The sequence below is a fragment of the Streptomyces canus genome (assembly GCF_041435015.1).
Taxonomy (GTDB): Bacteria; Actinomycetota; Actinomycetes; order Streptomycetales; family Streptomycetaceae; genus Streptomyces; species Streptomyces canus_G.
Window position 1 is genome coordinate 1,510,300 of record NZ_CP107989.1, and the last position, 24,213, is coordinate 1,534,512.

23 protein-coding genes and 1 tRNA gene are annotated in these 24,213 nt (G+C 70.7%); 10 read left to right on the plus strand and 14 right to left on the minus strand.

Going from position 1 to position 24,213, the window contains the following annotated elements:
• The first annotated feature begins 19 nt into the window (after positions 1-19).
• Positions 20-2,422: a DapH/DapD/GlmU-related protein gene (locus tag OG841_RS07050; RefSeq protein ID WP_371564060.1), complete on the plus strand. Its 2,403-nt coding sequence runs from the start codon at positions 20-22 to the stop codon at positions 2,420-2,422.
• Between the two features lie 397 nt (positions 2,423-2,819).
• Here the strand turns inward: OG841_RS07050 and OG841_RS07055 are convergent, their stop codons facing one another.
• The 9 genes from OG841_RS07055 to OG841_RS07095 all read right to left on the minus strand — a co-directional run bounded on the left by OG841_RS07055 (position 2,820) and on the right by OG841_RS07095 (position 13,376).
• Positions 2,820-3,059, minus strand: a complete 240-nt coding sequence (locus tag OG841_RS07055) for a hypothetical protein (RefSeq protein ID WP_328642240.1) — start codon at positions 3,057-3,059, stop codon at positions 2,820-2,822.
• 10 nt (positions 3,060-3,069) lie between these two features.
• Entirely contained in the window at positions 3,070-5,412 is a 2,343-nt protein-coding gene (locus OG841_RS07060) for a DUF4132 domain-containing protein (protein WP_371564062.1), read from the minus strand.
• A 100-nt stretch (positions 5,413-5,512) separates the two neighbouring features.
• Positions 5,513-6,853, minus strand: coding sequence for a right-handed parallel beta-helix repeat-containing protein (locus OG841_RS07065; RefSeq protein WP_371564064.1), 1,341 nt, complete (start codon positions 6,851-6,853; stop codon positions 5,513-5,515).
• A 14-nt stretch (positions 6,854-6,867) separates the two neighbouring features.
• Positions 6,868-7,908 (minus strand): glycosyl hydrolase 53 family protein, encoded by a 1,041-nt coding sequence (locus OG841_RS07070; protein ID WP_365119145.1) that lies wholly within the window; start codon positions 7,906-7,908, stop codon positions 6,868-6,870.
• Positions 7,909-8,481: 573 nt separating this feature from the next.
• A complete protein-coding gene (locus OG841_RS07075; protein WP_328642236.1) occupies positions 8,482-9,669 on the minus strand; it encodes an ABC transporter ATP-binding protein in 1,188 nt (395 codons plus the stop codon).
• Positions 9,670-9,758: 89 nt separating this feature from the next.
• Positions 9,759-10,592: a carbohydrate ABC transporter permease gene (locus OG841_RS07080; RefSeq protein ID WP_328642235.1), complete on the minus strand. Its 834-nt coding sequence runs from the start codon at positions 10,590-10,592 to the stop codon at positions 9,759-9,761.
• Entirely contained in the window at positions 10,592-11,551 is a 960-nt protein-coding gene (locus OG841_RS07085; RefSeq protein WP_328642234.1) for a carbohydrate ABC transporter permease, read from the minus strand. The genes OG841_RS07080 and OG841_RS07085 overlap by 1 nt, the downstream gene beginning before the upstream one ends.
• 70 nt (positions 11,552-11,621) lie before the next feature.
• Positions 11,622-12,830 (minus strand): ABC transporter substrate-binding protein, encoded by a 1,209-nt coding sequence (locus tag OG841_RS07090; RefSeq protein ID WP_371564068.1) that lies wholly within the window; start codon positions 12,828-12,830, stop codon positions 11,622-11,624.
• A 472-nt stretch (positions 12,831-13,302) separates the two neighbouring features.
• A tRNA-Pro gene (locus tag OG841_RS07095) sits at positions 13,303-13,376 on the minus strand.
• 100 nt (positions 13,377-13,476) lie between these two features.
• On the opposite strand from OG841_RS07095, the gene OG841_RS07100 reads away from it, so the two are divergent.
• The 3 genes from OG841_RS07100 (at position 13,477) to OG841_RS07110 (ending at position 15,675) form a co-directional block, all read left to right on the plus strand.
• Entirely contained in the window at positions 13,477-13,995 is a 519-nt protein-coding gene (locus OG841_RS07100; RefSeq protein WP_328642232.1) for a DUF309 domain-containing protein, read from the plus strand.
• 567 nt (positions 13,996-14,562) lie between these two features.
• Positions 14,563-15,336 carry a precorrin-6A synthase (deacetylating) gene (gene cobF / locus OG841_RS07105; RefSeq protein ID WP_328642231.1) on the plus strand — a complete coding sequence of 258 codons (774 nt, stop codon included), beginning with the start codon at positions 14,563-14,565 and terminating at the stop codon, positions 15,334-15,336.
• Positions 15,337-15,375: 39 nt separating this feature from the next.
• The gene (locus OG841_RS07110; protein ID WP_371571056.1) at positions 15,376-15,675 is read left to right on the plus strand and encodes a hypothetical protein; all 300 of its coding nucleotides are present in this window, start codon (positions 15,376-15,378) and stop codon (positions 15,673-15,675) included.
• A gap of 25 nt (positions 15,676-15,700) precedes the next feature.
• Here OG841_RS07110 and OG841_RS07115 read toward each other — a convergent pair whose 3' ends face one another.
• Positions 15,701-16,447 (minus strand): cobalt-precorrin-6A reductase, encoded by a 747-nt coding sequence (locus OG841_RS07115; RefSeq protein ID WP_328642230.1) that lies wholly within the window; start codon positions 16,445-16,447, stop codon positions 15,701-15,703.
• A gap of 125 nt (positions 16,448-16,572) precedes the next feature.
• On the opposite strand from OG841_RS07115, the gene OG841_RS07120 reads away from it, so the two are divergent.
• On the plus strand, positions 16,573-17,367 hold the full coding sequence (locus tag OG841_RS07120; protein WP_328642229.1) for an HAD-IIA family hydrolase: 795 nt from the start codon (positions 16,573-16,575) through the stop codon (positions 17,365-17,367).
• Here OG841_RS07120 and OG841_RS07125 read toward each other — a convergent pair.
• The gene (locus tag OG841_RS07125) at positions 17,353-18,126 is read right to left on the minus strand and encodes a sulfite exporter TauE/SafE family protein (protein ID WP_328642228.1); all 774 of its coding nucleotides are present in this window, start codon (positions 18,124-18,126) and stop codon (positions 17,353-17,355) included. The two genes, OG841_RS07120 and OG841_RS07125, sit on opposite strands and share 15 nt — an antisense overlap.
• A gap of 270 nt (positions 18,127-18,396) precedes the next feature.
• On the opposite strand from OG841_RS07125, the gene OG841_RS07130 reads away from it, so the two are divergent.
• From OG841_RS07130 to OG841_RS07150, 5 genes are all read left to right on the plus strand, one after another.
• On the plus strand, positions 18,397-19,197 hold the full coding sequence (locus OG841_RS07130; protein WP_371564071.1) for an alpha/beta hydrolase: 801 nt from the start codon (positions 18,397-18,399) through the stop codon (positions 19,195-19,197).
• Between the two features lie 44 nt (positions 19,198-19,241).
• Positions 19,242-19,499 (plus strand): WhiB family transcriptional regulator, encoded by a 258-nt coding sequence (locus OG841_RS07135; protein ID WP_328642226.1) that lies wholly within the window; start codon positions 19,242-19,244, stop codon positions 19,497-19,499.
• The gene (locus OG841_RS07140) at positions 19,496-19,975 is read left to right on the plus strand and encodes a Dps family protein (protein ID WP_371564074.1); all 480 of its coding nucleotides are present in this window, start codon (positions 19,496-19,498) and stop codon (positions 19,973-19,975) included. The genes OG841_RS07135 and OG841_RS07140 overlap by 4 nt, the downstream gene beginning before the upstream one ends.
• A gap of 32 nt (positions 19,976-20,007) precedes the next feature.
• Positions 20,008-20,340 (plus strand): DUF3140 domain-containing protein, encoded by a 333-nt coding sequence (locus OG841_RS07145; protein WP_266556733.1) that lies wholly within the window; start codon positions 20,008-20,010, stop codon positions 20,338-20,340.
• 150 nt (positions 20,341-20,490) lie between these two features.
• Positions 20,491-21,285, plus strand: a complete 795-nt coding sequence (locus OG841_RS07150) for an SAM-dependent methyltransferase (protein ID WP_328642224.1) — start codon at positions 20,491-20,493, stop codon at positions 21,283-21,285.
• Between the two features lie 17 nt (positions 21,286-21,302).
• Here the strand turns inward: OG841_RS07150 and OG841_RS07155 are convergent, their stop codons facing one another.
• From OG841_RS07155 to OG841_RS07165, 3 genes are read right to left on the minus strand one after another with little or no spacing between them, the layout of a single operon-like run.
• A complete protein-coding gene (locus OG841_RS07155) occupies positions 21,303-21,992 on the minus strand; it encodes an SDR family NAD(P)-dependent oxidoreductase (RefSeq protein WP_328642223.1) in 690 nt (229 codons plus the stop codon).
• The gene (locus tag OG841_RS07160) at positions 21,989-22,861 is read right to left on the minus strand and encodes a cupin domain-containing protein (protein ID WP_328642222.1); all 873 of its coding nucleotides are present in this window, start codon (positions 22,859-22,861) and stop codon (positions 21,989-21,991) included. The genes OG841_RS07155 and OG841_RS07160 overlap by 4 nt, the downstream gene beginning before the upstream one ends.
• Positions 22,858-24,204, minus strand: a complete 1,347-nt coding sequence (locus OG841_RS07165) for an amidohydrolase family protein (protein WP_371564077.1) — start codon at positions 24,202-24,204, stop codon at positions 22,858-22,860. The genes OG841_RS07160 and OG841_RS07165 overlap by 4 nt, the downstream gene beginning before the upstream one ends.
• Positions 24,205-24,213 lie beyond the last annotated feature (9 nt).

A 24,213-nucleotide genomic window follows, 5' to 3' on the forward strand; every position in this document is an offset into this window, starting at 1 on the left:
CGCTGCTTAGCGTGCTCGTATGGATCATCCGTCGCAGCCGTCCGTACGGCACTTCGACCACTGCCCCTGGCTCTTCGCCGACGCGGCGACCGAAGAACAGCGCGCCGCGCAGCGGGAGGTGCAGCGGACCGTCGGCGGCGACACCGGGATCGGTGAGCGGTGTTACGTCGCCGAGTCCGCGGCGGTGTTCCCGGACCGGCTGCGGCTCGGCGACGACTCGTACATCGCCGCGCACGCCTATGTCACCGGGGAGTTGGACACCGGCTCCCACTGCACGCTCAACCCCTTCACCACGGTGCGCGGGAACGTCGTACTCGGTGACGGCGTACGCATCGGCGCCCACACCTCGCTGCTCGGCTTCAACCACTCCATGGCTCCCGACCGGCCCGTTTACCGCCAGCCGCTCACCAGCCGGGGCATCCGGGTCGGCGACGACGTCTGGATCGGCTCCCATGTGATCGTCGTGGACGGCGTGACCATCGGCGATCACTGCGTGATCGGGGCGGGAGCGGTGGTCACGAGGAATCTGCCGGCGTGGTCGGTGGCCGCGGGGAACCCTGCACGAGTGCTGCGGGACCGGCGAGAGGTGCGGGGGATGAGGGCGGCTGCGGCTGCGACTCCGGCTCTGCCAGGGATGCGGCCGGATGACGGCCGTACACCGACGACCCGCCCGGCACGCGACCCCGAGCCCGGGGCGGCCCCCGCCGACAATCCGCAGCCGGCAGCGCACGATCGGCGGGCGGGGTGGGTGGCGGGGGCGGCGAACGCCGAGGCGGCTGCGGCTGCGCCGGGTAGACAGCCGGATGACAGCTGTACGCCTACCACCCACCCGGCACCCGACCCCGAGCCCGGGGCGGCCGCCGGCGACCAGGAGCGGGCGCCGCACGATCGACGGGAGGTGCAGGTGGCGGGGACAGCGGACTCCGAGGCAGCTGCGGCTGCGCCGGGGAAACGGCAGGATGACGGCCGCACGCCTACCGACTGCCCGGCACGCGACCCCGAGCCCGGAGCGGCCCCCGCCGACAATCCGCAGCTGGCAGCGCACGATCGGCGGGCGGTGTGGGTGGCGGGGGCGGCGAACGCCGAGGCGGCTGCGGCTGCGCCGGGGAGACAGCCGGATGACAGCTGTACGCCTACCCCCCGCCCGGCACCCGACCCGGGGGAGCCGCACGATCGGCGGGCGGTGCGGGTGGCGGGGGCGGCGGACGCCGAGGTGGCTGCGGCCGTGGGTGCCGAGGTGGCGGATCTGTCAGGGATACGGCCAGGGGGCGACCGTACGCCTACCGCCCGCCCCGCACCCGACCCCCGCACAGCCACCCTGGCTGCCTTCGCCGACACCGCCCGGGATCAGGCTGCCGGACTCCTCGACCGTTGCTGGGACGGTGAGCGGTACGTCGATCGGCCCGGCGCCGTTCCCACCGTGCGGGCTCACTGCGACGCCGTGGAGATCGCCGACCTGTTGCTCGGGGCTGTGCCGGAGCACTTGTCCACCGAGGAGCACATCGGGCGGCTGAGCGGGCTCCAGGATCCGAAGAGCGGTCTCGTGCCGGAGTTCGGCGAGCCGCTGCCGGTGGCGGACGCCGACGGGTTCATCGGGGAGGGAGCGGCGCTGTACCACGTGCTGTGCGTGGGCTACGCCCTCGATCTGCTGGGCCCCGGGATCCCCCATCCGGTGCGCGGCGTACGGGACATGACGGCACGTCAACTCATCGTACGGCTGGAGGCGTTGCCCTGGCTCACGGGTGCGTGGGGCGCAGGCGCCTGGGTCGACAGCCTTGCTACCGCCGCCCATTGGAACCTGCGGCACGACGACGGCGGCGACAGCGGCCACGGGACGCCGGAGGCGCTGTTCGGGTGGCTGCTGACCAGGGCCGATCCCTGGACCGGGCTATGGGGCAGCCCCTCTGCCGAGGAGGGCCGGCTCCAGGTGGTCAACGGCTACTACCGGCTGACGCGGGGCTCGTTCGCGCAGTTCGGGCTGCCGGTGCCGTATCCGGAACGGGTCGTGGACGCGGTCCTGGACCACGCGCGCGACGCCCGGCACTTCGGTCCCGGCCGGGAGAACGCCTGCAATGTGCTGGATGTCGCCCATCCCCTGTGGCTGTGCACCCAGCAGCTCGGGCGCGGCGCCGACGGCTACCGCTCCGGCGAGATCCACGACTGGGCCGAGCGACAACTGGCCACGGTTCTGCCGCGCTGGCAGGACGGCCGGGGCTTCGGCTTCGGCCCGGGCGCCGCCGGCCCCGGACCCGAGCCCGGGCTCCAGGGCACGGAGATGTGGCTCGCCATCGTCTGGTACCTCGCCGACCTGCTGGGCCGCACCGCCGAACTGGGTTACCGCCCCCGCGGCATCCACCGCCCAGAACCGGCCCGACAGGGAATCACGGGCCTGAGCCGAGCCGGCGGAGCTTCGGGGTCCTGACCGATCGACGGACCATCGGCGTTCTGGACGGACTCGACCGCTTTCGGAGTCCACCATTCCGGATGCTCCCACGGGACATCGAGCCTCAGCCAATCCGACAGAACCTCAGGCACCCGGCCGTCCCAACGGAACATCGACCCCTGGCCGATTTGCACGGGACATAGCGGTCCCGGCCGACCGCACCGCCTCGGAGCCCGGCCGACCCGACAGGCCCCCGGAATCCCGGGACACCCGCCCACCCGACAGGACATCAGCCCCGTCCCCGCCGATCCGACAAACCCCCCGAACTTCCCCGCAGCCCGCCCGACTCCGCGCCGAACCGACCGTCAGCCCGCGAAGTCGCCGCGCCCCGGTCCAAGCCTGACCACCGGTCCGCGCACCGGCGCCGCACCCTTCCTCAGCGCCGCCTCCAAGGCAGCACCGCCGGATCCGCCTCCGCACTCTCCACCCGGTGCAACGCCTCCCCGATCGCCTCCCCGATCTCGGCGAGTTGGCGCACCTGCTCCCGGCTGAGCGCGTCGAAGACGGCCCGGCGCACTGCTTCGACGTGTCCGGGAGCGGCCTGCTCCAGCAGGGTCATGCCCTCGTCGGTGAGGACGGCGAGCCGGCCGCGTCCATCCGCGGGGTCCTCGATCACTCGCGCGGGTTCAGGTACACCGCCCGAGCTGCGCGAGGATCGTCGGGTCGGTGATCTTCATGTCGTCGGCGAGCAGGAACGCCTTGCTGAGGACCACCGACAGCCGGTCGTCCTCGAACGGCAGGAACACCTTGCCGCCGCCCTTCCCCCGCGCCGGGACGATGCACAGATAGGAGTTGTCGGGCTCCATCAGGATGTTCGCCGAGCCCAGATGAATCCGGTACGTCCGCAAGCTGCCTCGTACGACGAGGTGGCGGCCGTCGAGCGAGCACCGGTCGCTGATCTTCAGCCGGGGCAGGATCCGCGCGAGGACGTCCCTGCGCGCCTCCGCGCTCGCGGTCAGCTCGGCGAACCCGGCCCGCTCCCAGTAGGCGCGCTCGGGGCCCCGGTCGGTCCACTGGGGGTCCGCGGCGATCGAGGTCACGCCGACGAAGAGGTCCACGTCGCGCATGGCCTCGCTGAACACCAGCCGGGGCACGTCGGTGAGCGGGGTCTCCTGCCAGTCGCCCGCAACCCGGCGGGCGAAGCGCACCTGGTCGGTCGCGGCCAGCAGATCCTCACCCTGCCGGTCGGCGAGTCCGTGGTGGAAGCGGGCCCGCCACTGCCCCGCTCCGAGCGTCCGCTCCGCCGCGTCCTCGTCGCCGCCGTCCCAGGGCCCGAGCCGGTCGCTCGCCCATCCCCGGGCTCTGAACAGCGCGAACATCCGGTGGTAGTGGACAAGATGCGCGGCGAAGCGGTTGGAGTAGACACGGGTCTCCGCCTCGGCCGGGGTGAGGAGATAGATCTCCCGGAAGGCCTGCTTGAAGGGCTGCCGTATCTGCCGCTCGACCAGCAGATCGCGCCAGGCCCGCACGGCGTCAGGCTCGGAGCGGAGCGGGTGCCACAGCCGTACGGCGGCGTCGTCGGGCGCCTCGGGCAGTTCTCCGGCCCCGGGCAGTACGGCCCGCCAGGCGCCGGGCGCGACCTCGACCTCCCAGATCAGTCGGCGTACGACACCCCGGGCGAGCGGATGCCCGGCGAGCGCGGCCCGCCACCAGCCGTACGGGTGTACCGCGTCGACGGTGTAACCGCCTTCCAACGCGCGTGCCAGGGTGAGGAGTTGGGCGTCCACGCGCTTGACGAGGTCGCGCAGTTCCCTGACGAGGGCGGGCTGTTCACGGCGTACGGGCGCGGGGACACCGCGCAGGGGGCGGTTGTCCTTGTGCCAGGTCAGTGTGGCGGTGTCGGTGACGGTGACGACCGCGGCGTAGCCGTCGCCCGCCTCACGGCGCAGGACGCCCTCGTCGTCGAAGCCGAGCGCGGGGAGCCGTAGCGCCACGTCGGTCCGCTCGGCGAGGGCCGCCTCGACCTTCCTGAGCATCTTGTCGAGCTGCTTCGGGACTCCGGCGTGCCGGACGCTCTTGCGGACGGTCCGCAGCGACGTGACCAGTTCGGGGGTGGGGAAGTCCTGTGCGGCACGGACGAGTTCGTACAGGAGGGCCTGGGAGGGGAGAGTCCTCGCCGCGGTCGGGGCGAGGGTGATGCCGGGCAGGAGATGGTCGAACAGGTCCGGCAGCCAGGGTTCGTCACGCAGCAGAGCGACCCGTGCCGCCTGTCCGAGGGTGATGACCTCCCGGTCCGTGAAGGCCTTGTCCGCCCGGTAGGGGATCCCGCCGGCGTGGATCGCGTCGGCACGTTCGGCCGCCGCCTCCAGGGCTCGGCGGGCGAACGCGACGTAGGCGGGGTTCTCCGCGAACAGCTTCCACGTGTCAGGGGCGTTCGGCGCCTGGATGAGCCTGTGCTGCCGGTCCAGCTCGGACAGCCGGGCCTGTTCGGCCGGGGCGAGACCGACGACGACGGCGATCTCGTCCGCGACGATGGGGCCCATGCCATGGGAGAGACGCTCCACGACCGCGTGCAGGGTGTCCTCGCCCGCGAGCCGCGCGACCGCGATCAGCGGATGCAGCTGGTTCAGGGTGTCCTTGGCCAGGAGGGTCTCGACCAGGGTCAGGACCGGGGCGGAGACATCGGGAAGCGGGCCGCTGCACTGCTCAAGCGCCTGCACGCCCCGCGTGATGTCCACCCACCCGCGCTCCTCGCTCCGCTCCACGAGCACCTCGAACATCCGGCGGCACGCGTCGGGTGTGTAGCGCGGCCGACGGTCCCTGGCGGCGTGCTCGATCGCGTGGGCGAGCCTCGTCGACCTGCCCGGGGCCGACAGATGCACACGGCGGGCCTCCGGCAGAAGCGTCCCGAGCTCCTCGTCGGACAGCCGCGGCAGCTCACCGTACGGGACCTCGATCTCGAAGCCCGGGTCGGTCAGCGCACGCATCAGCCGCCCTGCGAGGTCCGGCTCCTGAGTGTGGGAGAGCATGGTCGGATCATGGCAGCCGCCACTGACAACGCGACCGGATCGGGGGGTTCGCGATGCCGGAGCGCTCGTCAGCGGCGGCCGACCGGGAACGGCACTCGGTTCAGGAGATCTCGAAGGCACCGAGATCCGGCGCCTGCCCCTTGTACGGCAACCCGACGTTCACGCCTTTGTCGATCAAGGTGCTGCTGGCCGTGGGGCGAAGGCCGGACAGCACGGGCAGGCTCCCGTCGGCCTGGCGCGACGCGTCCCAGCCGGACGTCGACACGCTCTGGAACTGCGCGTCCGACAGGGCGACGCCCAGGTTCCACGAGTTGTTCGCGGCACTCGTGCCGGTCATGTTCGACGTCAACGTGCCCGTGTACGCGAGGTTGTTGCGCAGGTTGCCCCGGCCGACGTCGGCGCCGCCGGAGTCGACTCCCAGCATGTTGAAGTCGGGGTGATTGCCGTAACCGGTGTTGTTGAAGTAGTCGTTGGCGACCGGGTGATGGTTGGCGTAGAAGCCGGACGCCCTGTTGAGGAACGCCACCGACGTGCGCACGGTGTGCTTTACTGCGCCGGCGTCGTAGTCGCCGCCGTAGCCGCCCGCCTTGAAGCCCGTTCCGTTGCCGGCCGCGGTGGTCGTTCCCGGCATGTACCCGTTGCGCCACGCCCAGGAGTTCTCGATGGTCACGGACGAGTAGGCGCTGATGAGGTCGAAGCCGTCGTCGGCGTTCCACCACGCGCGGCAGCCCCGGAACACGTTCCCGGGGTTGCCCGCCGAGATGTGCGCGCCGAACCCGTCGGCGTTCTCCCCGGCCCCGTTGGAGGAGTTGGTGTCGTAGTTGTCGTGCGCGTCGGAGTTGAGGACGAGGTTGTTGCCGCCGTTCTGGATGAACAGGCCGGGTCCCATGTGGTGGTGGGTGTCGATCTGCTCGAAGGTGTTGTTGCTCCCCGAGATCCAGATTCCCCAGGACTCGTGGTTGAGGTTGTTGTTCTGGCGGACCCCGGTGACCTCCAGCCCCTTGAGGTGGAGCCAGTTCCCGGTGACGTCGAAGCCCTTGATCCGGCAGTCGTCCGTCATGCCCGAGAAGTCGAACACGGGCTTCTCCCCCGGGTAGGCCCAGTAGCGGATCGGGCTTCCCGAACTGCCGCTCCTGTTCAGGGTGATGGCGTCGACCCTGGCCGTCCGGCTCGTACAGTCGCTGTTCGCGCGGGTGTAGCGGTAGGTGCCGCCCCGGAAGTACACGGTGTCACCCGGCTGGGCCACGGCCTGCGCGTGGGCGATCGTCGCCCAGGGAGCGGCCTGGGTGCCCGCGGCACCGTCGTTGCCACCTGGGGCCACGTAATAGGCGGCTGCCGCTGCGGCGTTGCTCACGGCCACCGAACCGGCGGGGGTCGCGAAGGGGCTCAGGGTGACCGCCGAGATCAGCAGGGCACGCCCGACAAACGTGGCAGAACTCATCACTGACTCCTGGTTCACCCGTTGAGGAATCCGTCCATGGCCGCGGTGGGCCGCCGTGTGCTCTCGTCCCAGGCAGAGCTGTTGTAGTTGTTGAACGACGGGTAGCCCTCGGGCTCCCAGAAGAAGGTGCCGAGGCCGCCGAAGCCCTGCAGCCCGGTGACGAACGCCCGCAGCGAGTCGCGCACCTGGGTGGGCTTGCCGACCGGCCCGCCGTACTCCACCTGCATGACCGGCTTGCCGTAACCGGACTGGATGGTCTGCATGTTGGCCAGCACGGCGGGCACGTTGCCGCCCTGCGCGTACGAGGACAGGCCGGTGATGTCCCACCTTCCGCCGTTGTCCCGGTAGGCGTTGAGGAAGTTCTGGACGCCGGCCAGGTTCTGCGGCTGGGCCAGGTGCACCAGCACCGGCGTGCTCGGGAAGACCTGCTTGGACATGTCGTGCGCCGCGTTCAGCAGGCCCGTCATCTGGGCGGGGCGGCTGATGCTGCCGACCGGCTTGCAGATGCCGGAGTTGGTCTCGTTGCCGATCTTCACCCAGGCCGGTGTGACGCCGTAGTACTTGATGATGTTGCACGCGTGGTAGACGTAGTCGTACATGGCGTCGAGCATCTGGCCGTAGGTCATGCTCGCCCAGGCCGCCGGCGGGTTCTGCACCCCGACCGAGTTCCAGGTGTCGCCGAAGTGGAAGCCGATGAGGACCTGCAGGCCGGCGTCCTTGGCGCGCTTCGCCAGCTGAGCCGTCTCCTCGATGGAGCAGTGCCCGTTGGCCGGATCGCTGGACGGGTTGACCCAGGTCCGCAAGCTGATCGCGGTGATGCCGTAGCCCTTGAGGATGGTGAACAGGTCCTGGCGCGCTCCGGCGCTGTTGTTCCAGTAGTAGCCCCGCGCCTCCATCTGCGGCAGCCAGCTGACGTCGGCGCCCTTGACGAAGGACGCGGCCTGCGCCGGGGTCGCCAGGGGCCCTGCGCCGAGGGCGAGCGCGCCGGCGGCTGCGCCGAGCAGGACACTGCGCCGCCGTAAGCCGGAGGGCTCGTTTCGTTCGGTGTCGGTCATGTGGGGGTTCCTCGGTTCGTCGGATCCGGTCCGCAGGGCGGCCCGGGTGGGGGTGAGGCGGTGCGGAACGCCTCCCGCCGGCGGGCCGGGCCGCTTGCTGACGCGTACCGGGGCGGGAGCCGTCCGGAACTTCGCCTGTAGGTCGCCGCAGGACTCGGCGAGGTTGCCGCCGTCGTGGAGCCCTCCAGAGGCGCCGGAACACACGAAAAGGGCCCTCACAGGCTCTCGCCTGCGAAGACCCTTCGCGCCGTCGGGACGACAGGATGTGAACCTGCGACCCCTTGACCCCCAGGAGTGCGGGTCACCTGCGTTGTCGGCACATGACAGACGCACACCGGGCGTGTGTGGTGCGTCGACAGCCCTACCGGGCACCATCGCGCACACCGTGTGGTCCCCAACTGGCCCCAAGCCGATTCAGACGAGCGCCTTACACCGGCCGCCGGTGGCGCCTGACACCACGCGCCACCTCCACAGGGAACATCCCCTTTCCGGGACACCTTCGCAGTCGACAACGACCAGCCGCCCGTTGAGTCGCCGTGTACACGGATGCGGATCGCGCCCTGTGGTGCATCGTCAGTCCGCCCTCACTGGATGCGTGAGGTTCGCTCCGGTCGCCGGGTCGAACACGTGAGCCTTGGCCATGTCGACCTGCAGCTCTACCGGTTCGCCCTCGTGGGCACGCGTGGCGGCGTCCAGGCGGGCCACGATCTGATGGGTGTCGGCACCGGTGTCGCGCAGGCCCGAGTCCTTGGCGAGCTCCTCCAGTTCGGTGGTCGTCACGGGCCCGCCCTCCGCGGCGAAGTAGACATACGCGTCGGAGCCCAGCGACTCCAGTACCTCCACGGTGGCGGTGAAGACCGGGCCTGTCCGGTCTTCACCCTGTGACAGGGCCACGTCCTCGAATGCCTCCGGTCGTAGCCCGACGATGACCTCGCGGGGCGCGTTCTGCCTTTCCAGCGCCTGCCTCGTACGGTCGTCGAGAGTCAGGTCGCCCAGGGACGAGCGCAGGGCACCGCCCTCCAGAGTGGCGTTCAGGAAGTTCATCGCCGGGGAGCCGATGAAGCCCGCGACGAAGATGTTGCGCGGCAAGTCGTACAGCTCGGCAGGTGTGCCGATCTGCTGGACCAGGCCCTGCCTCATGACCACGACCCGGTCGCCGAGCGTCATCGCCTCGGTCTGGTCGTGGGTGACGTACACGGTGGTCGTGCCGAGGCTCCGCTGCAGCCGGGAGATCTGAGTGCGCATCTGTACCCGGAGTTTGGCGTCCAGGTTGGACAGTGGCTCGTCCATCAGGAACGCCTTGGGATCACGGACGATCGCCCGCCCCATGGCCACCCGCTGGCGCTGACCGCCCGAGAGGTTGGCGGGCTTGCGGTCCAGGTGATCGGTGAGGTCGAGGATCCGGGCGGCTTCCGTCACCTTGGCGTTGATGGTGTCCTTGTCCACCTTGGCCAGGCGCAGCGGGAAGCCCATGTTCTCCCGGACGTTCATGTGTGGGTACAGGGCATAGCTCTGGAACACCATGGCGACGTCGCGTTCCTTGGGAGCCAGGTCGTTGACGACCCGGTCTCCGATGCGCAGGGTGCCCTCGGTGATGTCCTCAAGTCCGGCGATCATGTTCAGGGTGGTGGACTTGCCGCATCCCGACGGACCGACCAGGATCACGAACTCGCCGTCGGTGATCTCGAGGTCCACGTCCTTCACGGCGAGGGCCCCGTCGGGAAAGCGCTTGGTGACTCCCTCGAGGATGATCTCGGCCATGGTGGTGCCTCCTTGCCTTCATGCCTTCCGGGTCCGAGCACTGCGGTCGGTGTCTCGGACCGGTGGCCTGTCTGCCGCGGTCGGCCCGTTCACCCCTTGACTGCCCCGGAGGTCAGTCCGGCGACGATCCGCCGTTGGAAGAGCAGGACGAAAACGATGATCGGGATGGTGATGACCACAGCGGCGGCGGCGATCGACCCTGTGGGCTGCTGGAACTGGGAGCTCCCCGTGAAGAACGCGATCGCGGCCGGCACTGTGCGCGCGGCCTCGGTGGACGTCAGCGAGATCGCGAACAGGAAGTCGTTCCAGCAGAAGATGAACACGAGAATGGCCGTGGTGAAGACGCCCGGCGCGGCCAGCGGCGCGATGACCAACCGAAAAGCCTGCGCGGGCGTCGCCCCGTCGACCTTGGCCGCCTTCTCCAGATCCCAGGGGATCTCCCGGAAGAACGCCGACAGGGTGTAGATCGCAAGCGGCAGGGAGAAGGTCATGTACGGGATGATCAGCCCGATCCAGGTGTCGAAGATCCCGATGATCCGTTCGATGTTGAACAGGGGCGACACCAGGGAGATCGGGGGGAACATGGCGATCAGCAGTGACATGCCGATGAGCACCCGCTTGCCGGGGAAGCGCAGCCTGGCCACCGCGTAGGCGGCCATGGTGCCCAGCGCCACCGCGATCACCGTGGCGATCAGGGCGATACCGATCGAGTTGATCAGTGCGCGGGTGAACTCTGAGGTGTCGAAGATGCCCCGGTAGTTCTCCAGGGTCCAGTCCCTGGGGATGTAGTCGCCGTCCGTGAGGGTGCCGGGGTCCTTGAACGACAGCGCGGCGATCCACCACACCGGGAACAGGGCGTACAGCACCACCACCACGTTCAAGACGCCCCATCGGGCGGCATGTGTCTTTCCCGCCGCGGCCATCAGCGCTTCACCTCCGCGCCCGGTGCTGCCGTGCCGAACAGTTTGACGAAGGCGAAGGCGATGATCCCGACGCAGATGAAGATCAGGACCGAGATCGCCGACCCGATACCCAGGTTCAGCGAGGTGAACAGGTTGTCGTACCCGAGGATCGACAGAGAGCCGGTCCCCTGGGCGCCCGCGGTCAGGATGTAGATGTTGTCGAAGATCCGGAACGCGTCCAGTGTGCGGAAGAGCAATGCCACCAGGATGGCCGGTTTCATCAGCGGCAGCATGACCTTGGTGAAGCGCTGCCAGGCGGTGGCACCGTCCACCATGGCCGCCTTCAAGGTCTCCTCGGGGACCAGCGCGAGGCCCGCGAGCAGCAGCAGGGCCATGAACGGCGTCGTCTTCCACACCTCGGCGAGGATGATCAGCCAGAGGGCGGGCCACTGCTCGGTCAGCGGGGCCTCCCCGCTGGGCAACAGTGCGGCGAGGTATCCGAGCTCCGGGGTCCAGGCGTACTGCCAGGAGAAGGCGGCGACGACGGTGACGATCCCGTACGGAATGAGGACCGACGTGCGGACGACGCCGCGCCAGAAGATCGTGCGGTGCATGACCAGGGCGAGCCCCATTCCGAGGACCAGTTCGATCGTCACGGACACGGCGGTGATGAACAGCGTGACCCAGAAGGCGTCCCACCAGAACGGGGAGGACAGCACCGATCCGTAGTTGCTCAGGCCCACGAACTTCGCCTGTCCCGGGAAGCGCAGGTCGTACCGCTGGAGGGACAGATAGACGGCGTACCCGATGGGGTAGGCGGTCACAGCGATCATGACGACGACCGCGGGCGCGCAGAGCAGCCAGCCGAGCCGCCGCTCCTGCCTGGCGCCCGCCGAGAGTGCCGCCCGGTCCGGCCCCGCCTGCTCCGTCTCCGCCTCGGGAGGCGGCGGGGTTGCGGCCGGTTGCGCCCGCGTGCTCATCTCGGGCCGTCCGAGGACGAGGCCCGCGCGCTGCGGCGCCGGTTGACGGAGTGATGCGGGAGGAGGTGGTTCACGGGATCACACCCTCGGATCGCAAGGCATCGTCGATCTGCTCCCTGATGGTGTTGACGGAGCTCTCCGGTTTGATCGCGGACGGCGGAGACAGCGTGTGGGAGACCGCGATCGACACGTTCTGGTAGACCGGGGTGATCGGGCGCACGCTCGCCGACTCCAGGGCGGCCAGCACCTGCGCGGAGAAGGGGTACTCCTTCATGAACGCGGGCTCGTCGTACAGGGCGCGCAGGGTGGGCGGCAGACCGCCCTCGAGCGCGGCGGTGAGCTGGTTCTCCCGGTTGCGCAGGCACAACGCCGCCTCGAAGGCCAGGTCTGGGTGGCGCGAGTAGGCGCTCACCGCCAGATCGATGCCGCCGATGGTGGGCCGTGCCGGGCGGTTCGCGTCGACCCGAGGGTACGGCGCCCAGCGGAAGTTCTTGAACAGCTCGGGGTTGTTCGCCTTCATCGACGGATAGACGAACGGGTAGTTGAGCTCGAACGCCGCCGTCCCCGACTCCATGGCGAGGCGGTTCTGGTCCTCCATCTGGTTGGACAGGGAGGGGTCCGCGGCCGGGGACTTCGCCAGATCACGCATGATCCCCGCGGCCCGCACGGCAGGAGGACCGAGGGAGGGCTCGGTCGCGCTCGCGTTGAGGATGGAGCCGCCCGCACTGTTGATCAGCGTGTTGAACCAGACGGTCAGGCCCTCGTACTGGGCGCCCTGGATCTCCACGAAGTGCGGTTTGCCCTGCCGGGCGAGGGCGCCTGCCATGTCCAGCATCTCGGCCCAGGTCCTGGGCGGGGTGGGCACCAGGTCCTTGCGGTACCACAGGAGCTGGGTGTTGGTGTTGTACGGGACGGCGTACAGCTTGCCTTTCCAGGTCGAGGTCTGCAGCGGCACGCGCAGGGTGCCCTCGACGGCCTTACGCTTCGCCGGCCCCGTCCATTCCCGGATCCAGCGTGCCTCGGCGAACTCCGCCGCCCAGGTGACGTCCAGGCCCAGGATGTCGAGCGAGTCGTCCTCAGCCGCGAGTCTGCGGACAAGCTGCTGACGCTGACCGTCCGCGGCACGCGGGAGCTTGTTGTAGCTGATCCTGTAGCGGCCGCCCGACGCCTGGCTGCACCGGTCGGCCGCCTTCTGGAGCGCACCGGAGTCGTCGGGGAAGTTGTACCAGTTGAGGGTGGGCCTACCGGAGCCCTCGTCACTGCCACAAGCGGCGAGCACCGACGCCAGCAACGGCAGTACGGCGAACGCCCGTAGCCATCGCGTCCCTCTGGGGCGTCCCTTCTGACCCGAAACGGGCCGGCAGCCGCACCTCGTGTGCACGCGCTCCACACCTCGCTTCCGGACGGTGGCACGGGACTCGGACCTCGCAGCGTTTCCCTCCCGGGCGAACACTAAAGACTGCATAAGCCAAGATCAAGCACATATCGCATCAAATCGCCCAGCCTGGCCCACCGGTGGGACCGACCCAGCGAACCTGTGGGCAGGGATGAGGGGACGATTGCCTTCGGCTGCTTCCGCCGCTCTACGGCAGGGTGCGCGATCTGTTCGACATGGAGGAGTCCGCCGAACCCGATGGGGGCGCCAGTTGGGCGCGGCCGCGCACTGTCGGCCGGACGGATATCAAGGCAAAAATGACGAAGAGGCCACTTCCGATCAACCGGAAATGACCTCCGACCTGCTACTTCGCAAGTCGGGACGACAGGATTTGAACCTGCGACCCCTTGACCCCCAGTCAAGTGCGCTACCAAGCTGCGCCACGTCCCGGTGCGCTGCCCCGCGGTGGACCGCGTGAACGCGCGTACAGAACTTTACCCCACGTCGGGGGCGGGGCCGAAGCGGGCACCCGGCGCGGGACAATCGACGTATGGCCAGTACATCCTCAGGACGGCAGACGGGCGCGCGGGACCGGGACAGCGACGGGCGGGCGCGCAACGCCCGGCCGCGGGACGGGCTCGGGCGGCCACTGCCGTACGGCGCCGAGGGCGTCGCCCGGCAGCCGGAGGGCGTGGTACGCACCCCGCAGGACACCGTGGCCGAGGCCCAGGAACTGCTGGACGCGGGGCGCCCGTTTCATGCGCACGAGGTCTTCGAGGACGCCTGGAAGTCGGGTCCCGACGAGGAGCGCGCCCTGTGGCGGGGGCTGGCCCAGCTCGCCGTGGGGCTGACCCACGCGGCCCGGGGGAACGTCACGGGCGGGGCGCGGCTGCTGCGGCGGGGCGCCGGGGCCGTGGAGGAGTGGGCCGCGTCGGCTGCCGAGCGGGGACGGCCGTACGGAATGGATCTCGCGGGGCTGGCGGACTGGGCCCGGCGGCTCGCGGACCAGGTGGAGGAGACCGGCACGAGCGTCGACGCGGGGGCACGGGCACCGCGGCTGCGCGGTTAGGCCTCATCTGGAGTGCCGGGTCGGGTTGTCGGGTGGGTGCGGGTGACTGGGGGCTGGTCGCGCAGTTCCCCGCGGGTCGCGTGCGCGGGGCCTGAGCCGGGTGCCTACGGGGGTACCTCGTCGGGTCCTTGCGCGTCTGCAGGCCGGTGGGGGGCTGGTCGCGCAGTTCCCCGCGCCCCTGGGGAGTTGCAGCCTCCCGCGTCACGGCGGACCGTCGCCGCCTCACCCCCGGCTGCCGCCTGCCCCGCGGACAGCCCCAGGCTGCCAACCGACTGCACACATGGCCCGGCCACTCCCCGCGGACCGAACAGCCCCTATCGACACGGTCACGCACACCATCCGGCTGCCGCCTGCCCCGCGGACAACTGCACGCACGACCCCGGCTGCCCCCGGCTGGCCGGACAGCCCTGATCGATCCCCGGCGAGACGAGCCGCGATCGCCCCCAGCTGCCGAACAATTCCGGTTGCCCCCAGCCGGCCACACCGCCCCGTCCGCCGCAAAGCCTCGCGGGCAGCCCTGATGGACGCGGTGTACGTGCGGTCAGTTGCGTGGGGCAGACTCGGGGGGTGCGAAAGATTCATGTCATCGGTATCGGCGCGGGCGACCCCGAGCAGCTGACCCTCCAGGCGGTCAGGGCGCTGCGGAGCACGGACGTGTTCTTCGTCCTGGACAAGGGCGAGGTGAAGAGCGACCTGACGCAGCTGCGCCGGGACATTCTGGACGCGCACATACCCGAGGGGTCGTACCGGGTGGTGGAGGCCCGGGATCCGGAGCGGGACCGCGGTGCGGGCGGCGCCGCCTACTCCCCCGCCGTCGGGGACTGGCGCAGCGCCCGTGCCGACATCTACGAGCGGCTGATCACCGAGGAGCTGGGCGAGGAGGAGAGCGGCGCGTTCCTGGTGTGGGGAGATCCGGCGCTGTACGACAGCACGCTCGGCATCCTGGAGGAGATCCTGGAGCGCGGCTCGGTGTCCTTCGCGTACGACGTCGTGCCGGGCATCAGCAGTGTGTCGGCGCTGGTGGCACGGCACCGCACCGGGCTGAACCGCGTCGCGCGGCCCGTCCAGATCACCACCGGCCGCCGTCTCGCCGAGGGCTTCCCCCAGGGGGTGGACGACGTGGTCGTGATGCTCGACGCCCACCAGGCCTTCCGCGCGTACGCCGACCAGGACATCGACATCTACTGGGGCGCGTACATAGGCACGCCGGACGAGATCCTCGTCTCCGGGCCGATCGCCGAGGCCGCGCCCCGGATCGAGCGGCTGCGTGCCGAGGCCCGGGAGCGCAAGGGCTGGATCATGGACACGTATCTGCTGCGCCGGGACCCGAAGCAGCGGTAGGCCCACGGCCGGGGCCGCACCCGAGCGAACCGCCCTGACATGCAAGGACACCGCCTCTCCCGGCGCCGCCCGCCGCCCGTGCTGGACGCGCGCCGCCGCAATGTCGTCTTCGTGACGATCATGCCGGGGATGCTGTTCGCCGGCCTCGACCAGACCCTCGTGGGCACCGCGCTGCCTCGCACACCCGGGCGGGCGCGCGGGGGCCCGGGTCGTCGGCATGGCGTGGAGCAACTGGCCGGCGGCCGGGGTCAGCAGGACATCGGCCGCTCCTCGGGCACGGACCTGAAGGCAGCGGTGGACACGACCGCGAAGACGTCGGCGGGCAGCTGTACCTCCTGAGCGGGTTCGTGGCCGCCTCCCTGCGTCACGGCGAGTTGCGATCCAGCCACCGCTGCACTCCCGCCACGTCCGGCACGGAGCCGACCCCCTCCGGGAGGGGCGGTCGGCGTACGACCACTACGGGCAGGGCCAGTTCGCGGGCGGCCGTGAGTTTGGCGGACGTGGCCGCTCCCCCGCTGTCCTTGGTCACCAGGACGTCGATGCAGTGGTCGTAGAGGAGCGTCGACTCGTCGGCCACCGTGAACGGGCCCCGGGCCAGGAGCACTTCGGTGTGCGGGGGCATGGGCGGCTCGGGCAGCTCCACCGACCGTACGACGAAGTGCAGTTCGCTGAGGTGGGCGAAGGCGGCGAGCTCCATGCGGCCGGTGGTCAGGAACACTCGCCGACCGAGGCCCGGCAGCAACGCGGCGGCCTCAGCGAGGGAGTCGACCTGATGCCAGCGGTCCCCCGGTCCGGGGCGCCAGCCCGGGCGGCGCAGCACCACGGTGCGCACACCGGTCGCCGCAGCTGCCTGCGCCGCGTGCGCGGTGATCGCACGGGCGAAGGGATGGGTGGCGTCGATCAGAGCGTCGACGTGCTCCTCCCGCATCCAGTCGGCCAACCCCGCCGCTCCGCCGAACCCCCCGATTCGCACCTCCCCCGCGACCGCGCCCGGCCGGGTCACCCGCCCCGCGAGAGAGGTGGTCACCCGAACTCCCGGCCGCGCCGTGAGCACGGCGGCCAGTTCGCGGGCCTCGGTGGTGCCGCCGAGGATCAGGATGTGGGGGGCCATGGCGGGTAGCGTACGAGGTCAGGGGCGGAAGTCGGCCCGGCGGGTGCGCTGCCGTCGGCCGACGGCAGCGCATGCGAGACGCACGACGACAGGCGCTCGCGTCCGTCCGTGGTTATCGTCCGGGCATGGCATCCGTGCGCGCGGTCCTGATCGACATCGACGGGGTTCTCACCGTGTCGTGGGAGCCGTTGCCGGGGGCGGTGGCGGCGTTGCGGGAGGTTCGGGAGGCCGGTTTCGGGGTCGCGCTGGTGACCAATACGACCTCGCGGACACGGGCGGCGATCGCCTCGGTGCTGGAGGGGGCGGGATTCGCCGTGTCGGCGCAGGACATTCTCACCGCGCCCGCGGTCACCGCCGCGTATCTGGCCGAGCACTGTCCCGGCGCGCGCTGCACCCTGCTGAACAGTGGGGACATCTCCGAGGATCTCCCGGGCGTCACGCTTGTGGGTGGCGAGTCCGAGGACGTCGATGTCGTCGTCCTCGGGGGTGCCGGGCCCGAGTTCGGCTACGCGGCGCTCAACCAGGCGTTCGCGCACCTCCAGCGCGGGGCCCGGCTGGTGGCGATGCACCGCAATGTGTACTGGCGTACCGACGACGGGCTCCAGCTCGACTCCGGGGCCTTCCTGGCCGGGCTGGAGAAGGCCGCCCGGACCGAGGCGGAGGTCACCGGCAAGCCGTCGCCCGCGTTCTTCGAGGCGGCGCTCGCACGGCTCGGGGTCGGGGCGGACGAGGCGCTGATGGTGGGGGACGACATCGAGTCGGACGTGCTGGCCGCGCAGCGCGCCGGACTCACCGGGGTGCTCGTGAAGACCGGCAAGTACCTCCCGGAGACCCGCCGCTCCGCCAGTGGCACGCCCGACCACGTGATCGAGTCCTTCGCGGACCTGCCGACGCTGCTGGGCGGGTCAGTGGACCAGTAGCTGTACGCCGCCCACGATCGTCGCCGCGATCACCAACTGTTCGAAGAGCCTCTGGTTGATCCGGTTCACAGCCCATTTGCCGAGGAACGCACCGGGCACGACGAACGCCACGAGGGCGAGGTCGAGCAGCAGCGAGTGGCCGTCGATCAGGCCGAGGCCGACGCTGAAGGGCACTTTGGAGACGTTGACGATGAGGAAGAAGAACGCCGAGGTGCCGAGGAAGCCGAGTTTGCGGAAGCCCGCCGACAGCAGGTACATCGACATCACCGGGCCCCCGGCGTTGGCGACCATCGTGGTGAAGCCGCCGAGGACGCCGTAGGAACGGGCCTTGACGCGGCCCGTCCGGGTGGCGACCTCGTCGGGTTCCTCGGTCGAGTCGGCCGCGCGACGGCGCCACAGCGTCACTGCGGCCATGAACAGCAGGATCGCGCCGATCGACGTCCGTACGATCCCGTCGTCCGCCCATTGCAGGAACAGCGTGCCGGCGACCACGCCGACCGCGACCGCCGGGAACAGGCGCCAGAGGGTGGGCCAGTGGGCGTGCCGGCGGTAGGTGAGCACCGCGAGCACGTCCCCGGCGATCAGGATCGGCAGCAGGGCGCCGGTGGAGGCGCGGGCGGGCAGCACGGCGGCGAAGATCGCGAGGCTGACCGTGTTGGCACCGCTCACGGCCGTCTTGGAGAAGCCGACGAGCACCGCCGCGGCGGCGAGCGCGGCGAAACCCCAACCGGAAATGTGCCAGAGCGTCATCGTGTCCATGCGGAGACCGATGCTAGGTGCAGGTAGGCGGTCTCGTAAGTGCCGTCTCGCCGAGTGGTCCTGTTGGCGAGCTCCCGCTGGTGCCGCTCCACCGGCACCGCGCCCCCTGCCCGACACCCACGCACATGGTCGCCGGCCGCCGTGCCGCCGCTGTCCGTCCGCCTCACTCCCTGTCGGCGACACGATGGGACTCCCGACCGTCGCCATCGAGAGTCCGGCAAGCTTTGATTAGCAGTGCTAGTTTCGGACTGCAGCCCCACTGGAGGAGACATGGCCGAGCGCGTCCTCGCCGGAACTCAGGGCCCCCTCACCGTGCGCGAGTGGCCCCACGACCGGCCCCGGTACGTAGCACTCCTCGTGCACGGCTACGGCGAGCACGCCGGCCGGTACGAGGAGCTCGCCGGGGTCCTCGTGGCGCACGGCGCGGCCGTCTTCGGGCCGGATCACACCGGGCACGGGAGGTCCGCAGGCGAGCGCGTCCTGATCGAGGACTTCGAGGACGTGGTCACGGATGTGCACACGGTGGCCGACATGACCCGGAACGCCCACCCCGGGGTGCCCCTCGTGATGGTCGGGCACTCCATGGGCGGTCTGATCGCCGCCCGCTTCGCCCAGCGGTACGGCACCGAGCTCGCCGCGCTCGTGCTGTCGGGGCCGGTGATCGGCGCCTGGGAGCTGCCGGGGGCGCTGCTCGCCCTCGACGAGATCCCCGACACGCCCATCAGCCCGGCCTCGCTCTCCCGCGACCCGGCGGTGGGCGCGGCGTACCGGGCCGATCCCCTCGTCTGGCACGGTCCGATGAAGCGGCCCACGGTGGAGGCCTTCGCCCGCACCCTGGAGACCGTGTCCGGGAGCGGTGACGTCGGCCCGCTGCCGCTGCTGTGGCTGCACGGCGACGACGACCGCCTGGTCCCGCTCGCCGGGAGCCGCGTCGGTGTCGAGGAGCTCAGGGGCGGGACGTTCGCCGAGCGGATCTACGCCGGTGCCCGGCACGAGGTGTTCAACGAGACGAACAGGGCGGCGGTCTTCGCAGACGTGACGGACTTCATCGACGCCGTGCTCACACGCTGAGACGCCGCTGTTTGCACGAGTAGGCCCTGGGCACCCGCGCCCCCATGGAGTGGTTGCGTCGAGCGGCCTGCGTGGGAGAGGACCCTGAGCTGTTCTTCCCTGTGGGCACACAAGGCCCCGCGCTGCGGGACATCGCAGCGGCGAAGCGCGTGTGTGCCCGCTGCCCGGTCACCCCCGAGTGCCTCGACCTGGCGCTCAGCGGTGGGCAGACCTCGGGCGTGTGGGGAGGTACCTGCGAGCAGGAACGCGACGCGCTGCTCCGTGACGGCATGGACCATGCCAGAAGGAGGAGCACGGTATGACTGTGGTGAGGAGCACCCTGCCCGATGCGGCCCGCGAGGCGGTCGGAGAGGCCCTGCAGAGCACTCTGGTGGATCTGCTCGGCGTGTCGCTGATCGGGAAGCAGGCGCACTGGAACATCGTGGGCCCGCGTTTCCGGTCCATCCACCTCCAGCTGGACGAGGTGGTGGCGACGGCCCGCTCGTTCTCCGACACGGTGGCGGAGCGCGCCGCAGCACTGGGCCTGCCGCCCGACGGCCGGCCGGAGACGATCGCCGCGGCCTACACGCTGCCCGGCTCGAAGAGCGGCTGGATCCGGGACGACGAGGTCGTCCGGTTGATCGTCGAGACGCTGGAGGCGGCCATCGGCCGGCTGCGTGAGCGCATCGGCGCCACCGAGAAGGCCGATCCGGTCACGCAGGATCTGCTGATCGGCATCACCGCGGAGCTCGAGAAGCAGCGCTGGATGTTCGAGGCCGAGAACTGGCCCCGGGACTGACCGGCCCGACGCACCACGGAAAGGCGCATGCGATGACCGACGCCCTCGAACTCGACGCGTTGTGGGAGGACTTCCACCGCGCGGTGAACATGACCTCGCAGGAACTGGCAGCCTGGCTGCGGGTGAGCGACGCCGACGAGTCGACGGAGCCGCTGCCGGAGCACGCGGGTGAGCCGACCGGGCAGCATGTCCTCGCGATCCTGCAGAAGCGGCGCACGGACCTGACCGACGACGACATCGAGGTGATGTACGAGGTCGTGGACACCGTCACCGCCGAGGCCGACGTGGAGAACGAACCCGAGGCCGAACAGACCGTGCGCAGGCATCGGTTGATGACGCTGGGGCACGACCCGCTCAGGCCGTAGCCACAGCCGGACGACGGGTCATGGCCGACGGGTTTCCGCCCGTCGGCCATGTCTGCTCGGCCATCCATGACGAGCCGGCCGAAGACGCCCTCCGGCGCGCCGGGCGCCATGGCACACTGCTCGCACATCCAGTCGAGCAGAGGAGTGTGTGTGACCGGGACCGAGTCGGCCGGCCGACGGATCGACACGAGCAGGCCGCATCCGGCCCGGGTGTACGACTGGTTCCTCGGCGGGAAGGACAACTACCCCGTCGACGAGGAGCTCGGACGGCGGATCACGGCCCAGGGGGACGCGCCCCGGCAGGCACGCGCCAACCGCCGGTTCATGGAGCGGGCCACGCGGGTCGCCGTACGGGAAGCGGGAATCCGCCAGTTCCTCGACATCGGCTCGGGCATCCCCACCGAGCCCAATCTCCACCAGATCGCCCAGACCGCGGTACCGGACGCGCGGGTGGTGTACGTCGACAACGACCCGATCGTCCTCGCCCACGCGGCAGCCCTGCTGCACGGCACGCCGGAGGGGGCGACGCACTACCTCCAGGCCGACGCGCGCGAGCCGCAGCGGATCCTCCAAGGGGCCTCCGCCGTCCTCGACTTCGAGCAGCCCGTCGCGCTGTCACTGGTCGCGCTGCTGCATTTCATCTCCGACGAGGACGGCGCGCAGGAGCTGGTGGACACGCTGGTCGGCGCGCTGGCACCGGGCAGTTGTCTGGTGCTGTCGGCGATGACGGCGGACTTCGATCCGGAGAAGGTGAACGCGGGCATCGCGGCGTACACGGCGAGCGGGGTGACCCTGGTGGCCCGCTCGCACGACGAAGTGAGCCGTCTCTTCAAGGGACTCGAGGTGCTGGAGCCGGGGATCGTGTCCCTGTCCCGGTGGCGTCCGGACGCTCGGGAGGACGGCGATCCCGTATCGCTGTACGGCGCGGTCGGCATCAAGCGCTGAGTTCGCGAGCCGGCCACTCACCCCAGCAGCCACCCGCCGTCCACGCTCAACTCCACCGCGTTGACAGAGCCGTTGCGCAGCAGGAAGTCCACGGCGTCCACCACGTCCGCCACGGTCGCGAGCCGTCCGGTCGGGGTCCTGGCCCGCACTCCCGCCAGGACCTGCTCCGGTTTGGCCCGCCAGTGGGGGCTGTCGCCCACGACTCCGGGGTGGATCGCGTTGACCCGGACGGGCGCGAGTTCGACGACGAGGGTGTGCATCAGCCCGGTCACCCCGGCGTTGACGGTCGCCACCGTCGTCGCACCCGGGTAGGGCCGCTCCTTGGCCTGTCCGCCGAACAGCACGACGGCGCTGTCGTCGTGCAGCCGGGACCGCAGCGCGTGCACGACGGCGGTGTAGCCGACGAGCTTGAGGGTGACGAGGTGGATGGCGGCGTCGATGTCGTACGCGGTCACCCGGTTCTCGTCCCGGGAGATGCCCGCGATCACCAGGTGGTCGACGCTCCCCACCTCGCCCAGCGCGTCGGCGATCCCCTTCGGCCGCGCGAGGTCCAGGGCGAGCCCCCGGGCGCCGATCTCCTTGGCCGCGGTGTCGGTGCGGTGGGCGTCGCGCCCGGTGATCACCACCTCGTCGCCGCGCTCCGCCCGCACCCGGGCGAACTCCCTGCCGATACCCGAGGTTCCGCCGATCACCACCACGCCGCTCATCGGGAAGCCTCCCTCAGGTACTCCCAGTCCCGCGTGAAGCGGTACGCGTGCCGCGCCGGCGGCTGCGGGGCCTGTGTCTCCAGCCAACGCAGCGGCCCGTCACCGGCGTTGGAGAAGCCGTGCACACAACCGGCGCCCGCCCAGGCGCAGTCGCCCGGACCGAGCCGGTGTCGCGCGCCGTCGAAGACCGCGTCCGCCTCGCCCTCGAGGAACAGGTACGTCTCCTCGAAGGGATGGTCGTGCGAGCCCGCGACGCCGTCGGGGGCGTACTGCACCATGAACATCGTCGAGGCCACCGCTCCGAGATCGCTGTCGACCATCATCTTCACCGTGATCCCGCTGTAGACGAGGAGCGCGGTCCGCATGCTCGCCGACACCGCGAGCAGGTCCTGCGACTGCTTGCCGGGGTCCATCTGGGCGACCTCGAAGTGACCGAAGGACCGGGTGCGCGGATCACGGACGTCGATGCGGACGGGCGGGCGCGCGGGCCACGCCGGGACCGCCTGGGTGTCGTACCCGTACCGGGCCCGCGGCACCGGCGCGAGCATGTCGGCCCAGCGGGCGACGGTGTCCCCGGCGCCGCGCCAGGCGTGCGGGACCCCGGTCGGGAGGAGTCCGTAGTCACCCTCCTCCAGCAGATACGACCCCTCGGGCACATCGAGGACCACGGTCCCGTCGAGGACGTGGAAACTCTCCTCGTACGAGTGCACATGAGCCGCGACCGCGCCGTCGGGCCGCAGCTCGCACACCCCGAATCCGGTGTGCGAGCTGCCGTCGCCCTCGCCGACCAACTCCCGCCGTCGGTAGCCGTGTTCGTCGTGCGACGGCTCCGGCACGTCGGCGGCCCGGCGCACCAGGTGTCGCGTCACGCCCGGGCCTCCTTCGCGGCCAGCAGCCGGTCACGGGACTCCTCGACCAGGCGCCGGGCCCGCGCCACGTCGGCCGTGAGCCTGCCGTTGCGCTTGCGGACGACGCCGTCGACGAGGACGGTCTCCACGTTGGACACGTCGGCGCTCAGCGCGACCGCCGCCGCGGCGTCGTGAACCGGGGCCACGTTCAGGGCGGTTGCGTCGATGGCGACGACGTCGGCGCGCTTGCCCGGGGTGAGGGAGCCGGTGCGGTCCTCCAGGCCGGCGACATGCGCGCCGTTGCGGGTGGCGATCTCCAGCATCTGACGTGCGGTCAGCATCGTGTCGGGGACCGGGACATCGGCCTGCCAGCTCGCCGCGTTGACGCGGGCTCGCTCGGCGCCGAAGGCCGCGCGGATCTGGGTGAACATGTCGCCGGGCACGGTGGTGACGACGTCGATGCTGAGCGAGGGGCGCAGTCCGTGCTCGATCGCCTTCATCACCGGCGGCCAGCCGTGCCCCATCTGCGTCTCCACCTGCGGCGCGATGGAGACCGTACCGCCGGTGTCGGCGACCAGCCGCCACTCCTCCTCGCTGAAGTAGCAGCAGTGGACGTAGGTGGTGTCGGGGCCGAGCAGTCCGAGGTCGTGGAGCTGCTTGACCATCCCGAAGCGGCCGGCGAGCCGTCCCATGGCCACGTGCACGGTGATCGGGATGTCCAGATCGCGGGCGAGGGCCCACTCCGAGGTGACGACGTCGTTGACGCAGAAACCGGGGCCGCGGGTGGCGAGGGCCAGGGTGAGCAGGCCGCCGTCCGAGGCGAAGTACTCGGTGCGGACACGGCGTACGTCGTCGCCCGGGATCGCGATCTTGCTCTCGAACCAGTAGTCGGCGAGGGAGGTGTTGGCGCTGCCGTAGGCGTACTGTGCGCGGATGCCGGTCTCCGTGAGGGCCCGGATCGCCGCGTCCGGGTGCTCGGGCGTGTTGTTGATGTGGGACCAGTCGACGAGCGTGGTGATGCCGGCGTTCAGGCACTCCAGGGAGCCCGCGAGGTTGGCCGCGTACACGTCCTCGGGCGTGTACAGGGGCGCGAAGGTGTCGAGGATGTCGACGAAGTAGTCGTCGAGGGTGGCGTCGGGCGCCACGTTCCGGATCGAGGCCTCCCAGGTGTGGCGGTGGGTGTCGACGAAGCCGGGGATCACGATGCGGCCGGTCATGTCGAGGACTTCGGCGTCCGCGCCGATCTCGCGGTCCACGGCCGCGATCTTCCCGTCCTCGATGAGGACGTCACCCTGGGGCAGGTCCCCGATTGCGGGGTCCATCGAGAGCACGTGTCCGGCACGAAGGAGTATCCGATGGGTCATCGCGCTTCC

What these genes read in the sequence shown, in the direction of transcription:
- OG841_RS07050 (WP_371564060.1), top strand. Translation starts at nt 20, where the DNA reads ATGGATCATCCGTCGCAGCCGTCCGTACGGCACTTCGACCACTGCCCC.
- OG841_RS07060 (WP_371564062.1), bottom strand. Translation starts at nt 5,412, where the DNA reads ATGCTCTCCCACACTCAGGAGCCGGACCTCGCAGGGCGGCTGATGCGT.
- OG841_RS07065 (WP_371564064.1), bottom strand. Translation starts at nt 6,853, where the DNA reads ATGAGTTCTGCCACGTTTGTCGGGCGTGCCCTGCTGATCTCGGCGGTC.
- OG841_RS07070 (WP_365119145.1), bottom strand. Translation starts at nt 7,908, where the DNA reads ATGACCGACACCGAACGAAACGAGCCCTCCGGCTTACGGCGGCGCAGT.
- OG841_RS07075 (WP_328642236.1), bottom strand. Translation starts at nt 9,669, where the DNA reads ATGGCCGAGATCATCCTCGAGGGAGTCACCAAGCGCTTTCCCGACGGG.
- OG841_RS07080 (WP_328642235.1), bottom strand. Translation starts at nt 10,592, where the DNA reads ATGGCCGCGGCGGGAAAGACACATGCCGCCCGATGGGGCGTCTTGAAC.
- OG841_RS07085 (WP_328642234.1), bottom strand. Translation starts at nt 11,551, where the DNA reads ATGAGCACGCGGGCGCAACCGGCCGCAACCCCGCCGCCTCCCGAGGCG.
- OG841_RS07100 (WP_328642232.1), top strand. Translation starts at nt 13,477, where the DNA reads ATGGCCAGTACATCCTCAGGACGGCAGACGGGCGCGCGGGACCGGGAC.
- OG841_RS07110 (WP_371571056.1), top strand. Translation starts at nt 15,376, where the DNA reads ATGCAAGGACACCGCCTCTCCCGGCGCCGCCCGCCGCCCGTGCTGGAC.
- OG841_RS07115 (WP_328642230.1), bottom strand. Translation starts at nt 16,447, where the DNA reads ATGGCCCCCCACATCCTGATCCTCGGCGGCACCACCGAGGCCCGCGAA.
- OG841_RS07120 (WP_328642229.1), top strand. Translation starts at nt 16,573, where the DNA reads ATGGCATCCGTGCGCGCGGTCCTGATCGACATCGACGGGGTTCTCACC.
- OG841_RS07125 (WP_328642228.1), bottom strand. Translation starts at nt 18,126, where the DNA reads ATGGACACGATGACGCTCTGGCACATTTCCGGTTGGGGTTTCGCCGCG.
- OG841_RS07130 (WP_371564071.1), top strand. Translation starts at nt 18,397, where the DNA reads ATGGCCGAGCGCGTCCTCGCCGGAACTCAGGGCCCCCTCACCGTGCGC.
- OG841_RS07135 (WP_328642226.1), top strand. Translation starts at nt 19,242, where the DNA reads ATGGAGTGGTTGCGTCGAGCGGCCTGCGTGGGAGAGGACCCTGAGCTG.
- OG841_RS07140 (WP_371564074.1), top strand. Translation starts at nt 19,496, where the DNA reads ATGACTGTGGTGAGGAGCACCCTGCCCGATGCGGCCCGCGAGGCGGTC.
- OG841_RS07145 (WP_266556733.1), top strand. Translation starts at nt 20,008, where the DNA reads ATGACCGACGCCCTCGAACTCGACGCGTTGTGGGAGGACTTCCACCGC.
- OG841_RS07155 (WP_328642223.1), bottom strand. Translation starts at nt 21,992, where the DNA reads ATGAGCGGCGTGGTGGTGATCGGCGGAACCTCGGGTATCGGCAGGGAG.
- OG841_RS07165 (WP_371564077.1), bottom strand. Translation starts at nt 24,204, where the DNA reads ATGACCCATCGGATACTCCTTCGTGCCGGACACGTGCTCTCGATGGAC.